Origin of the sequence: Xanthomonas sp. BRIP62409, assembly GCF_003992965.1 — a bacterium.
GTDB lineage: Bacteria > Pseudomonadota > Gammaproteobacteria > Xanthomonadales > Xanthomonadaceae > Xanthomonas > Xanthomonas euroxanthea.
Genome location: NZ_QEZJ01000012.1, coordinates 73,520 through 84,978, shown reverse-complemented (window position 1 = coordinate 84,978; position 11,459 = coordinate 73,520). Strand labels below are relative to the sequence as shown.

Annotated in this window: 13 protein-coding genes; 9 read left to right on the top strand and 4 right to left on the bottom strand. The window is 68.1% G+C overall.

Going from position 1 to position 11,459, the window contains the following annotated elements; translation table 11 throughout:
- Nucleotides 1-39: 39 nt before the first annotated feature.
- The 5 genes from hemA to ppk2 all read left to right on the top strand — a co-directional run bounded on the left by hemA (nucleotide 40) and on the right by ppk2 (nucleotide 5,804).
- A complete protein-coding gene (gene hemA / locus EO170_RS02715) occupies nucleotides 40-1,338 on the top strand; it encodes a glutamyl-tRNA reductase (protein WP_104582255.1) in 1,299 nt (432 codons plus the stop codon).
- Nucleotides 1,316-2,401 carry a peptide chain release factor 1 gene (gene prfA, locus EO170_RS02710; RefSeq protein WP_104582254.1) on the top strand — a complete coding sequence of 362 codons (1,086 nt, stop codon included), beginning with the start codon at nucleotides 1,316-1,318 and terminating at the stop codon, nucleotides 2,399-2,401. The genes hemA and prfA overlap by 23 nt, the downstream gene beginning before the upstream one ends.
- Nucleotides 2,398-4,104, top strand: coding sequence for a tetratricopeptide repeat protein (locus EO170_RS02705; protein ID WP_126942359.1), 1,707 nt, complete (start codon nucleotides 2,398-2,400; stop codon nucleotides 4,102-4,104). The genes prfA and EO170_RS02705 overlap by 4 nt, the downstream gene beginning before the upstream one ends.
- 368 nt (nucleotides 4,105-4,472) lie before the next feature.
- Entirely contained in the window at nucleotides 4,473-4,991 is a 519-nt protein-coding gene (moaB, locus tag EO170_RS02695) for a molybdenum cofactor biosynthesis protein B (RefSeq protein ID WP_039530503.1), read from the top strand.
- A gap of 30 nt (nucleotides 4,992-5,021) precedes the next feature.
- On the top strand, nucleotides 5,022-5,804 hold the full coding sequence (ppk2, locus tag EO170_RS02690; RefSeq protein WP_104582252.1) for a polyphosphate kinase 2: 783 nt from the start codon (nucleotides 5,022-5,024) through the stop codon (nucleotides 5,802-5,804).
- On the opposite strand, the gene EO170_RS02685 is transcribed toward ppk2, so the two are convergent.
- The 4 genes from EO170_RS02685 to EO170_RS02670 form a co-directional block, all read right to left on the bottom strand.
- Complete coding sequence (locus tag EO170_RS02685; RefSeq protein ID WP_119129693.1) at nucleotides 5,786-7,012, bottom strand: hypothetical protein; 1,227 nt, start codon at nucleotides 7,010-7,012, stop codon at nucleotides 5,786-5,788. The two genes, ppk2 and EO170_RS02685, sit on opposite strands and share 19 nt — an antisense overlap.
- Before the next feature lie 84 nt (nucleotides 7,013-7,096).
- Nucleotides 7,097-7,363, bottom strand: coding sequence for an acylphosphatase (locus tag EO170_RS02680; RefSeq protein WP_126942356.1), 267 nt, complete (start codon nucleotides 7,361-7,363; stop codon nucleotides 7,097-7,099).
- Nucleotides 7,363-7,971 carry a TlpA disulfide reductase family protein gene (locus tag EO170_RS02675; protein ID WP_126942353.1) on the bottom strand — a complete coding sequence of 203 codons (609 nt, stop codon included), beginning with the start codon at nucleotides 7,969-7,971 and terminating at the stop codon, nucleotides 7,363-7,365. The genes EO170_RS02680 and EO170_RS02675 overlap by 1 nt, the downstream gene beginning before the upstream one ends.
- The gene (locus tag EO170_RS02670) at nucleotides 7,968-9,245 is read right to left on the bottom strand and encodes a YihY family inner membrane protein (protein ID WP_104582248.1); all 1,278 of its coding nucleotides are present in this window, start codon (nucleotides 9,243-9,245) and stop codon (nucleotides 7,968-7,970) included. The genes EO170_RS02675 and EO170_RS02670 overlap by 4 nt, the downstream gene beginning before the upstream one ends.
- Before the next feature lie 111 nt (nucleotides 9,246-9,356).
- On the opposite strand from EO170_RS02670, the gene wrbA reads away from it, so the two are divergent.
- The 4 genes from wrbA to ybaK all read left to right on the top strand — a co-directional run bounded on the left by wrbA (nucleotide 9,357) and on the right by ybaK (nucleotide 11,344).
- Nucleotides 9,357-9,953, top strand: coding sequence for an NAD(P)H:quinone oxidoreductase (gene wrbA / locus EO170_RS02665; RefSeq protein ID WP_115676235.1), 597 nt, complete (start codon nucleotides 9,357-9,359; stop codon nucleotides 9,951-9,953).
- Nucleotides 9,950-10,294: a DUF2069 domain-containing protein gene (locus EO170_RS02660; RefSeq protein WP_115676234.1), complete on the top strand. Its 345-nt coding sequence runs from the start codon at nucleotides 9,950-9,952 to the stop codon at nucleotides 10,292-10,294. The genes wrbA and EO170_RS02660 overlap by 4 nt, the downstream gene beginning before the upstream one ends.
- Before the next feature lie 86 nt (nucleotides 10,295-10,380).
- Nucleotides 10,381-10,866: an asparaginase domain-containing protein gene (locus EO170_RS02655; protein WP_126942350.1), complete on the top strand. Its 486-nt coding sequence runs from the start codon at nucleotides 10,381-10,383 to the stop codon at nucleotides 10,864-10,866.
- A gap of 4 nt (nucleotides 10,867-10,870) precedes the next feature.
- Nucleotides 10,871-11,344, top strand: a complete 474-nt coding sequence (gene ybaK, locus EO170_RS02650; RefSeq protein ID WP_126942347.1) for a Cys-tRNA(Pro) deacylase — start codon at nucleotides 10,871-10,873, stop codon at nucleotides 11,342-11,344.
- Nucleotides 11,345-11,459 lie beyond the last annotated feature (115 nt).

Genomic DNA, 11,459 nt, shown 5'->3' with positions numbered 1-11,459 from the left:
GCCCTGAATGGCCGCCAGCTTATCGCAAGCAACTGAACAATGACGTTGTGGGTGCTCGGACTGAATCACCAGACCGCACCTGTGGACCTGCGCGAACGCGCGGCGTTCGCAGGTGACGCGTTGCCGCGCGCGCTCGAATCCCTGCGCGCGTTGCCGCAGGTGCGCGAGGCCGCGTTGCTGTCCACCTGCAACCGCACCGAGCTGTATGCGATGGCCGACGACCCGCACAGCCTGGTGAGCTGGCTGGAAACCCACGCCCCTGGCTTGAGCGGCTATCTGTATCAGCATCAGGAGGAGCAGGCGGTACGCCACCTGTTCCGCGTCGCCACCGGGCTGGACTCGATGGTGCTGGGCGAGCCGCAGATCCTGGGCCAGGTGAAGGATGCCTGGGCAGTGGCGCGTGCGCACGGCGCGCTGGGAAGCGGACTGGACCGCTTGTTCCAGCAGACCTTCTCGGTGGCCAAGCGGGCACGGACCGATACCCGCGTTGGCGCCAACCCGGTGTCGGTGGCCTCCACCGCGGTGCGGCTGGCACAGGAATCCTTCGCACGGCTCAACGAATCCACCGTGCTGTTGATCGGCGCAGGCGAAACCATCGAGCTGGCCGCCAAGCATCTGAGCGAAGGCCGCGTGCGCCGCCTGTTGATCGCCAATCGCACGCTCGCCCATGCGCAGGCGCTGGCCAGCCAGCACGGCGGCTACGCACTGCCGCTGACCGATCTGGACCGCCACCTGGCCGAGGCCGACGTGGTGTTCTCGGCCACCGCCGCGCGCGAGCCGATCGTCACGCGCGCGCAGGTGGACCAGGCGCTGCGCGCGCGCAAACGCAAGCCGATGCTGCTGTTCGACCTGGCGGTGCCGCGCGATATCGAAGCCTCGGTGGCCGAGCTGGGCGATGCCTACCTGTACACCGTGGACGACCTGGAACGCGCGGTGGAAGACAACCGCCGTGGCCGCCGGGAAGCCGCCGACCAGGCCGAGGCCATCATCGACCTGCAGGTGGCACGCTATGTCGAAACGGTGCAGGCCAATGCGCGCCAGGCGCCGCTCAAGCGCTTGCGCGCGTTCGGCGACAGCACCCGTGACGAGCTGCTGGCCAAGGCGCGCCAGCAATTGCACAACGGCAAGCCGGCCGACGAGGTGCTGGAACAGCTGGCGCACGCGCTGACCAATCGGCTGCTGCATCCGCCCACCGCCGCGCTGCGCGATGCTGCGCTCAACAACGACCTGGAATTGACCAGCGCGGCCGACCGGCTGTTCCCGGAAAAGCCCGGTTACCAACATCCCCCTGTCACTACCCCGATCGCGAGGACCGATGACGCCGACCCTGCGCCGTAAGCTCGAAGCGCTGGCCGAGCGCCGCGAAGAACTGCAGCACCTGCTCTCCGACCCCGATGTGGTCAGCAACAACGACAGGTTCCGCACGCTGTCGCGCGAACTGTCGCAGCTGGAGCCGGTGGCCGTGGCCCTGGAAGACGAGGCGCGTGCCAAGGCCGACCTGAGCGCGGCCGAAGCGATGCGCAACGATCCGGAAATGCGCGAACTGGCCGAGGAGGAGATCGCCGCCGCCCAGGCGCGCCTGGAAGAACTGGATGCGCAACTGGCGTTGCTGCTGGTGCCGCGCGACCCGCGCGACGACGGCAACCTGTTCCTGGAAGTGCGCGCCGGCACCGGTGGCGACGAGGCGGCGATCTTTGCTGGCGACCTGTTTCGCATGTATGCGCGCTATGCCGAGCGCCAGGGCTGGAAGGTGGAGATCGAGTCCGACAGCCCCGGCGAGCACGGCGGCTACAAGGAGGTGGTGGCACGGGTGGTCGGACGCGGCGCGTATTCGCGGTTGAAGTTCGAATCCGGCACCCACCGTGTGCAGCGCGTGCCGGCGACCGAATCACAGGGCCGCATCCACACCTCGGCGGCCACGGTGGCGATCATTCCCGAAGCCGACGACGTGGAAGAGATCGTGATCAACCCGGCCGACCTGAAAGTGGACACCTTCCGCTCCTCCGGGGCCGGCGGCCAGCACGTCAACAAGACCGAGTCGGCGATCCGCATCACCCACGTACCCAGCGGCGTGGTGGTGGAATGCCAGACCGAGCGCAGCCAGCACGCCAACCGCGACAAGGCGATGAAGCGGCTGAAGGCGCAATTGGTGGAAGCCGAACGCAGCAAGGCGGCCGCCGCCGAAGCGCAGACGCGCAAGTTGCAGGTCGGCAGTGGTGACCGCAGCCAGCGCATCCGCACCTACAGCTTCCCGCAGGGACGCATCACCGACCACCGCGTGGAAGGCCTGACGCTGTACGACCTGCCCAACATCATCGAAGGCGATCTGGATGCGCTGATCGCACGCCTGCTCCACGAGCATCAGGCCGACGAACTGGCACGGTTGAGCGACAGCCCGTGAGTGCGCAGGTCCCGCGCGAGCTGCTGCAGCTGCGCGAGGCGGTGCGGCGCCAGCCGGGCGATTTCGTCGCCTGGCTGATGCTGGCCGATGCCGAACTCGGCATGGGCGCGATCGTTGCGGGCGAGGCCGCGGTGCAACGCGCACTCGCGCTGCAGCCGGGCCACCCGGAAGCCGTGGCCCGGCTTGGCCGGGTGCGCTGGACGCAGCAACGGCATGCCGAGGCGGCAGCGTTGCTGCAGCAGGCATCGGACCTGGTGCCGCAGCATCCGGGCATCGCGTTATGGCTTGGGCATGCGTTGGAAGATGCGAGCCAGGCCGAAGCTGCGGCGGCCGCGTACACGCGTGCGCATCAGTTGCTGCCCGACGAGCCGTACATCACTGCGCAATTGCTCAACTGGCGACGCCGCCTGTGCGATTGGCGCGCGCTGGATGCACTTGCTGCGCAGGTGCGCAATGCCGTGGCGCAGGGCGCTGCGGCGGTGGAACCGTTCGCCTTCCTGAGCGAGGACGCCAGCGCAGCCGAACAGCTGGCGTGTGCACGGACACGCGCGCAGGCCGTCGCCGCGATGCTGCGCCCGCTGGCGCCGACTGCCGTGCGCAGCCGGGGTGCGCTGCGGCTAGGCTTCGTTTCCAATGGGTTTGGCGCGCACCCCACCGGCTTGCTGACGGTGGCGTTGTTCGAAGCGCTGAAGCGCCGGCAGCCGGCGCTGCAACTGCATCTGTTCGCCACCAGCCACGACGACCGCAGCGCGATCCGCACGCGCCTGGCGCACGCCACCACGCTGCACGATGTCACCACGCTCGGGCACCCGGCCACCGCGCAGCACATCCGCGACCAGGGCATCGATCTGCTGTTCGACCTGCGCGGCTGGGGTGGCGGCGGGCGCCCGGAAGTGTTCGCGCTGCGGCCGGCGCCGGTGCAGCTGAACTGGTTGGCCTACCCGGGCACATCGGGCGCGCCGTGGATGGACTACGTGCTGGGCGATGCATTTGCGCTGCCGCCGTCGCTGGAGCCGTTCTATCGCGAGCGCGTGCTGCGCCTGAACGGTGCGTTCCAGCCGTCGGATACCTCGCGCGTGGTCGCCGAACCACCATCGCGGGCGCAGTGCGGCTTGCCCGAGCATGGCGTGGTGCTGTGCTGCTTCAACAATAGCTACAAGCTCAATCCACGCAGCATGGCGCGCATGCTGGCGGTGTTGCGCGCGGTGCCGGGAAGCGTGCTGTGGCTGTTGTCCGGGCCGGGCGAGGCCGACGCGCGCCTGCGTGCGGTGGCGCAGGCGCAAGGCGTGGATGCGCAGCGCCTGGTGTTCATGCCGAAGCTGCCGCATGCGCAGTATCTGGCGCGCTACCGGCATGCCGACCTGTTCCTGGATACGCATCCGTACAACGCGCACACCACCGCCTCGGATGCGTTATGGGCGGGTTGCCCGGTGCTGACGACGCCCGGCGAGACGTTTGCCGCGCGCGTGGCCGGCAGCCTGAATCATCACCTGGGGCTGGATGAGATGAATGTGGCCGACGACGCCGCGTTTGTGGCCAAGGCGGTGGCGTTGGCGAGTGATCCAGCCGCGTTGAGTGCGTTGCGTGCGCGGGTGGCGGAGCGTCGGCGAGCGTCGGGCGTGTTCGATATGGATGGGTTTGCCGACGGGTTCGCCGACCTGATGCAAGCACTCGCGCGCCAACATGGTTGGCCAGGTAACTAGCGGCCTGCTTGCCTTTCCAAGGTAGATGGCTGTCTTCTGCTGTACCCCAACCCGCCCCCGCTCCGTGCCCCGGCCCGCGCTTGCGGCGCGGGCGCTCCAAGGCACGCGCGCCCAGCTGTGCCTCCTCGCCCCTGCGGAGAGGTGCTTAAAAGCGTCATTGAATTTCTTCGAGACCTTTTCAGGTCATGGAAACAACGTGCAGAGCGGCAGCGTGGCCGGGGATTGGCGGAGAGCTGCACAGAGGGATGTGCCGAGCCGAGGAGCCGATCCCCGGCCGCGCTGCCGCCCTGACCGAAGCCAGCAGCTGGGTTTTGCGGCTTCACGCCGTGGTGCTGTACCCGCGCGTCCCGGCTCGCTAGGCTTGGGGCATGCCTTCCAATCTCGACTTCATTCCCTTGCACCTGTGCGTGCTGACGGTGTCCGACAGCCGCACGCTGGCCGATGATCGCTCCGGCGACTATCTGGTCGATGCCCTGACTCACGATGGTCACGTGCTGCACGAGCGCGCCCTGTGTCCGGACGACCGTTACCGCATGCGCGCGATCGTCTCCGCGTGGATCGCCGATGCGCAGGTCGACGGCATCCTGATCACCGGCGGCACCGGCTTTACCGGCCGTGACAGCACGCCGGAGGCAATCACGCCATTGCTGGACAAGACCATGCCCGGTTTCGGCGAATTGTTCCGCGCGGTCAGCGTCGACGAAATCGGCACCTCTTCGCTGCAGTCGCGCGCGTTTGCGGGGCTGGCCAACCACAGCTTCGTGTTCTGCCTGCCCGGCTCCACCTCGGCCTGCCGTACGGCCTGGGAAAAGATCGTGCGTGCGCAGCTGGATGCACGTACCAAGCCCTGCAATCTGGCGACACTGCGTCCACGCCTGGGCGAATAGCCTGCGCGCTTCATCGCTGTCGGAACGCGCATGTCGCACCTGAAACGCAAGGCCTACAAGAAGCTGTTGGCACCGCTGCAGCTGGAACTGGTCAACATGGCCCGCTGGCTGCGCCACACCAACCAGCGCGCGCTGGTGCTGGTGGAAGGCCGCGACACCGCCGGCAAGGGCGGCGTGATCCAGGCCATCGCCAGCCATCTGAACCCGCGCCAGTGCCGGGTGGTGGCATTGCCGACACCCAACGACCGCGAAAGCACGCAATGGTATTTCCAGCGCTATGTGGCGCACCTGCCGGCGGCGGGCGAGTTGGTGCTGATGGATCGCAGCTGGTACAACCGCGCCGGCGTGGAACGGGTGATGGGCTATTGCACCGACGCCCAGTACGAAGCGTTCCTCGATCAGGCGCCGCGTTTTGAACAACTGCTGGTCGACGACGGCATCCTGCTGTTCAAGTACTGGCTGTGCGTGGATCAGGCCGAGCAGGAACAGCGCTTTGCCGAACGCCAGGAAGATCCGCTCAAGGGCTGGAAGTTGTCGCCGGTGGACCTGCAGTCACGCAGCAAGTACGAGGACTACACCGCCGCGCGCGAGCGCATGCTCGAGGTGACACATACGCCGGACGCGCCGTGGACGCTGGTGGATTTCAACGACCAGAAGCGGGGCCGACTGAGTCTGATCCGCAACCTGCTGGATCGGCTCCCGGACATCGCGGTGCCCGATGACACGTTGCAACTGCCACCGCTGGATGGCAAGCCGCACAAGGAACGTTACGGAGTGCTGGAACCGATCGACGATTACGCCGGCCAGTCCTGAGAGATCTCGTCGCTGGCCGTGGCGCGCGGCAGGGGATACAGGCCGGACTGGCGTTCGGCCTGTTCGGCCTGCAAGACCAGCTGGCTCAGGCGCTGACTGAACAGCTGCATGAACCCGCGGTGCAGCGGGCGCATCGCTTCGATGTAATCCACATCGTCGGCCTGCGGACCGAGCGGGCTGCAGGACGATAGCAGCACTTCGTCCAGGCGCAGCGCGCTGTCGGGCAGACGCACCAGCGCAGCGCGGCGCAACCAGTCGCGCATGCCCTGGCGGTACTCGGCGGCCAGGATGTAGGCCACTTCGACCTGATCCAGGTCCACGTCCGGATTCCACGCCAGCACCTGGATGACCTGCGAGCGCTCGTCCAGCATGCGGCTTTCGGCAACCAGGCCGTGCAATTGCTGCAGCAGACGCCATTGGACGCCGGCGGCTTCGCGTTGCGGGGCCGGCAGGCTTTCGATCGCCAGCGCCAGGCGGCGGGCGAACAGTGCAGGCACCTCGGCCAGGACGACCGGGCCGGCATCGGCGCCGAGCAGGAAACGTTCGGTGCGCAGCGTGGCGGTGTCGGGCAGGTAGCCGTCCTGCAGCGGCCGCATCACGCCATGGTCGAGCAGCGACAGCACCACATCCAGCCAGTAGCGACGCTCCTGTTGCAGTGCGCGGTTGGCGGTGGCGTTCTGCCAGGCCGGACGGACATCGTCCAGACGCGCGATGCAGGCCTGGGCATCGAGGTTGTCCCAGGGCGCACGGGTGGCGTCATTGGGATCGAAATTTTCCACGCTGAGCATGCCGCCGCCGAAACGGTGCCAGGCTGCGCCGCGCTGGGTGCCGGCAGGATCGGGCCTGGACGCGGTCATCGGCGCGGCGGTGGCCGGGCGCAACAGGGCAGCATAGGCATCTGCCCAGGAATCGGGCAGACGCGCCGACAGCGGATAGCCAGCTGCGGACGGGCCCAGGCCGCGACGAGCAAGTTTCAGGCTCCACAGCACCGCACCGATCGCGATGCCGCCGAAGATCCAGGCCAGCAGCCAGCTGGTGGCCGCCTGCCCAGGCTGCAGCACACGGGTCTGCGGCTGCAGGAACAACAACCAGCCGCTGCCCGCCACGACCCCCAGGTACAGCCATGGCGCAAGCTGCGCCAGGCGGCGGTTGCGATGGTGGGCAGGCGGTTCGTGCCCGTCGGTGTGATCTTGAGATGGAGCGGCCATATAGTTCCCCTGCGCGCCTGATCGCGCTGACAAGGTTATCGGCGACGCATCGCAAGTCTGTTGGCCTGCGCCGGCGGCAGCGACTCAGCCAGTTACACATTCTTCAGTCGGCGGCTGCGCGCAGGGCATGCGTGTCACCGCCGCGACCCGGGCCGCCGGCGGGCCTTGCCATAACCAGGTCTCCAGCGCATCCAGGGCGGCGTCGGTCCCGGCGGCGACCACCTCCACACTGCCGTCGGGCAGGTTGCGCGCGTGTCCACGCAGGCCCAGCGCAACCGCGCGCTCGCGGGTAGACGCACGGAACCACACACCCTGCACCACGCCGGTGACGATAAAGCGCGCCGCCTGCATCAACCGGCCTTGCCGGTGATGCCGACCGCCGTTTCGATGTCGCGTGCGGTGACCGGGCCGAGGAACTGCTTGGCGACCTTGCCGTCCGGACTGATCAGATACGTCATCGGCAATCCGCGTGGCGTGGCGAAGTCCTGGGGCGGCTGGTAGGGGTCGAGGACGGCGATCGGGTACGACACCGGGTGGTCCTTCAGGAACGCCTGCATGTCGGCGCTGCTGATGTCTTCATAGGCCAGGCCCACCACTTCGATGGTGTCGCGCATGGTGTGCAGCGCCGACAGCTCGGGCATCTCCTTCAGGCACGGCGCGCACCAGGTGGCCCAGAAATTGACCACCACCCACTTGCCGCGATGCGCGGCCAGGTCGTAGGCCTCGCCGGTCACGGTCGGCAGCGACAGCTTGGGCATCTCGGCGGTCTGCTGCACCACCGAGGAGTCGGTCGCGCCTGCCGGGTCGGCAGGGGCGGCAGGGGTTTGCGGCGTCTGCGCGGTGGGCGCAGGCGCTGCACCGCCCTCAGCGGGCGCGCCCTCGCTGGCGGGCTTGCAGGCGGTCAGCAGCAACAGCGGCAACAGCAGCGCACAGGCGCCGCGCACGAGGCGCACGGTCATGAGGGGTCTCCGGGAAGGTGGGTGTAGAGGTCGCCGACCGGTTGCGCCAGCACGCTGCGCAAGGGTTGACGCAGTTGTTCCAGCGCAGCGGACGCAGCCTGGCCGTAGGCATCGTCGCGGCACGGCAGGGGGCGGTCTTCGATCGGCACGCGCAGCTGGCAGTTTTCGTAGAGTTCGGCCAGCGGCACCACGTCCAGGTCGCGCGCCAGCAGCCATTGGCCGCGCTCGTCGCGGCGCAGCAGGCGGATGCGTTTGAGTTCGCACAGCAACTCCTGCATCAGCGTGTCGGTGAGCATCGGCTCCAGCGCCAGGATGCGGTCTTCGTCCAGCCCGTTGCCATGGATGCGTGCCTGGCGGAAACGACCAAGCAAACGCAGCAGGCCATAGATCTCAAAGCCCGGCGGCAACCGCATCGCTTCGGGCTGGTAGCGAAACGCGGACATCGACGAGGCCAGCGAAGCGCCCAGCAGCACCGACACCCAACTCAGATAGATCCACAGCAGCAGGATCGGCAGCGCCGACAGTGCGCCGTAGATGCGCTGATAGGTCTGGAAGTTGCCCAGATAGAAGCCGAAGCCCCATTTGACGATCTCCATCAGGATCACTGCCAGCAATGCGCCCGGCAGCGCGTGCCGCAGGCGCACCGCATGCTGCGGCACCACGCGGTAGATCAGCACGATGCAGACGAACTCCACCGCCATCGGCGCCAGCCGCCAGGCGAATTCGGCCAGCCACTGGCCTTCGGTGGTGCGGAACAGCGGCAATGCGAACACATAGGCGGCCATCGCCATCGAAGCCGCCGCCAGCATCGTGCCCAGGGTCAGCACCGTCCAGTAGATCAGGAAGCGGGTCACCTTCGGCCGTGCGGCGGCCACCCGCCAGATGCTGTTGAAGGTCTGCTCGATGCTGTGCAGGGTGATCAGCAGCGAGGCCACCAGCGCGACCATGCCGGCCACGGTGAACTTGCCCAGATCTTCCAGCGAACGGTTGAGGTAGTTCTGCACCGAACGCGCCGCGCCGGGCACGAAGTTGTTGAAGATGAAGTCGGTCAGCGCGTCCTTCCATTCGTTGAAGGCCGGAAACGCCGACAACACGCCGAACACCACGATCGCCAGCGGCACCAGCGCGAACACCGTGGTGTAGGCGAGCGAGGCGGCGGCCTGGAACAGGCGGTCATCGAGAAAGCGGCGCCACAGGAAGCGCCCGAAGCTCACGGTCCGCGCGCGGTCGCGCAGCCGTTCCTTCCATTGGTGGAGTTTGTTCACACGCGACATCGCGCAAGGGTACCCGATGCGCCGTCATCGCGGCCTTGCCGCAGCCGCAGCGTGCAGCGAGGTGGTGGCTTGGCCGATACTGCGGCAACTTACACAGGCGGTGGATGCGCGATGGCGGAGATTCTGGTGCTGTATTACAGCCGTGGCGGTTCGGTGGCGCGGCTGGCGCGGCAGATCGCGCGCGGCATCGGCGAAGTGCCCGGCATGAGCGCGCGGCTGCGCACGGTACCGCCGGTGGCGGCAGTGACCCAGGCCAGCGCCCCGCCGGTGCCGGACGAGGGCGCGCCGTATGTGGACAAGGCCGATCTGGCCGAGTGCAGCGGGCTGCTGCTGGGCAGCCCGACCCGCTTCGGCAACATGGCCGCGCCGATGAAGCATTTCCTCGATAGCCTGGGCGCCGAATGGGCCAGCGGCACCCTGGCCGGCAAGCCGGCAGGCGTGTTCACCTCCACCGCCGCGATGCACGGCGGCCAGGAATCCACCTTGCTGTCGATGCACCTGCCGCTGCTGCACCACGGCTGCCTGATCGTCGGCATCCCGTTCACCGAGCCGGCACTCAGCCACACCACCAGCGGCGGCACGCCCTATGGCGCCAGCCATGTCTCCGGCGCCGGCGGCGACCCGCAACCGAGCGAGGACGAAGCCGTGCTGGCGCGTGCGCTGGGCCGGCGGGTGGCCGACATCGCCCGGCGCCTGGCCAGCCCGTGAGCCTGCGCGCCACGCACTGGTTGCTGACCGCCGCGCTGATCGCGCTGACGGTGTTGTTCGTGACCTGGTTTCACGACGACCGCCACCGCGCCGCGGCGCTGCTGGTGTTTGCACTGCCGCCGGCGCTGATGGCCGCGCTGGCGCTGCGCAGCGCGCGCGCGCGTTTCTGGGCCGGCGTGTTCGCGCTGGGCTGGTTCAGTCACGGCGTGATGGCCGCCTGGAGCCAGCCGCAGGCGCGTGCACTGGCGTGGCTGGAAGTGCTGCTGGCCCTGCTCGTGGTGGCACTGGTGGGTGGCCCCGGGATGGCGGCGCGCTTCGGCCGCCCTCGCCCTCCGCGTTGACCCGGCTTGGGCAGCGCACGCGCCGGGGTCGTATCATGACGGCCCTCGCGCGGCCTGCACCGCGCCCGTTTGAAGGACCGGCAGCAATGGAAGACCTCCTGATCGTCACCACCGGTGGCACGATCGACAAGATCTACTTCGACGACAAATCGGACTACCAGATCGGCGACCCGCAGATCGGCCAGATCCTCAAGGAACTGGGCGTGACCTTCCGCTTCTCGGTGATCCCGATCATCCGCAAGGATTCGCTGCACATCACCGATGCCGACCGCGAACTGGTGCGCGCCACCATCGCCGCCCAGCCGACGCGCCACGTGCTGATCACCCACGGCACCGATTCGATGGTGGAAACCGGCAAGGTGCTGCAGTCGATCGCCGACAAGACCATCGTGATGACCGGCGCGCTCAATCCGGCGCGCTTCCGCGGCTCGGATGCCGAGTTCAATATCGGCTGCGCGGTCGGCGCGGTGCAGTCGCTGCCGGCCGGCGTGTACATCGCCATGAACGGGCGCATCTGGAATCCGGAAACGGTGCGCAAGAACGTCGCCGCCAACCGCTTCGAGTCGCTCTGACGCCATGAGCAAGGCCACCCGCGCGACCAGTGCCCTGGATGCCGCCGGCGTGGCCTATGTGTTGCACCCCTACGTATACCAGGCCGATGCGGACGCCAAGGGCGTGCAGGCGGCAACCGCCCTGGGGCTGGCGCCCCACACGGTGCTGAAGACACTGATGGCCTGGGTCGACGACCAGGCCGTATGCGTGGTGATCCCGTGCGATCGCCGGGTGTCGTTGAAGAAACTGGCCAGTGCCTGCCACGGCAAGTCCGCGCGCATGATGGAGGTGGCCGATGCCGAGCGTCGCACCGGATACAAGGTCGGCGGCATCAGCCCGCTCGGGCAACAACGCCAGGCGCCGGTGCTGATCGAAGCCAGCGCACTGGATGCCCCGTCGCTGTGGATCAACGCCGGGCAACGCGGTTTGCTGCTGGCATTGCCGGGCGACGGCATCGTCGCCGCATTGCAGGCGCGGCCCTGCAGTGTCTGCGACTAGACGCGGCGATCCCCGTGCCGCGTGTATGTCGGCTGGCGCCGGCCAGCACCTGGGACATGCAAAAAGTGCCTCCTGCTTGCGGCAGCGATCACGCACGTGCCAGGAAACGTGAGTG

What these genes read in the sequence shown, in the direction of transcription:
- hemA (WP_104582255.1), top strand. Translation starts at nt 40, where the DNA reads ATGACGTTGTGGGTGCTCGGACTGAATCACCAGACCGCACCTGTGGAC.
- prfA (WP_104582254.1), top strand. Translation starts at nt 1,316, where the DNA reads ATGACGCCGACCCTGCGCCGTAAGCTCGAAGCGCTGGCCGAGCGCCGC.
- moaB (WP_039530503.1), top strand. Translation starts at nt 4,473, where the DNA reads ATGCCTTCCAATCTCGACTTCATTCCCTTGCACCTGTGCGTGCTGACG.
- ppk2 (WP_104582252.1), top strand. Translation starts at nt 5,022, where the DNA reads ATGTCGCACCTGAAACGCAAGGCCTACAAGAAGCTGTTGGCACCGCTG.
- EO170_RS02685 (WP_119129693.1), bottom strand. Translation starts at nt 7,012, where the DNA reads ATGGCCGCTCCATCTCAAGATCACACCGACGGGCACGAACCGCCTGCC.
- EO170_RS02680 (WP_126942356.1), bottom strand. Translation starts at nt 7,363, where the DNA reads ATGCAGGCGGCGCGCTTTATCGTCACCGGCGTGGTGCAGGGTGTGTGG.
- EO170_RS02675 (WP_126942353.1), bottom strand. Translation starts at nt 7,971, where the DNA reads ATGACCGTGCGCCTCGTGCGCGGCGCCTGTGCGCTGCTGTTGCCGCTG.
- EO170_RS02670 (WP_104582248.1), bottom strand. Translation starts at nt 9,245, where the DNA reads ATGTCGCGTGTGAACAAACTCCACCAATGGAAGGAACGGCTGCGCGAC.
- wrbA (WP_115676235.1), top strand. Translation starts at nt 9,357, where the DNA reads ATGGCGGAGATTCTGGTGCTGTATTACAGCCGTGGCGGTTCGGTGGCG.
- EO170_RS02655 (WP_126942350.1), top strand. Translation starts at nt 10,381, where the DNA reads ATGGAAGACCTCCTGATCGTCACCACCGGTGGCACGATCGACAAGATC.
- ybaK (WP_126942347.1), top strand. Translation starts at nt 10,871, where the DNA reads ATGAGCAAGGCCACCCGCGCGACCAGTGCCCTGGATGCCGCCGGCGTG.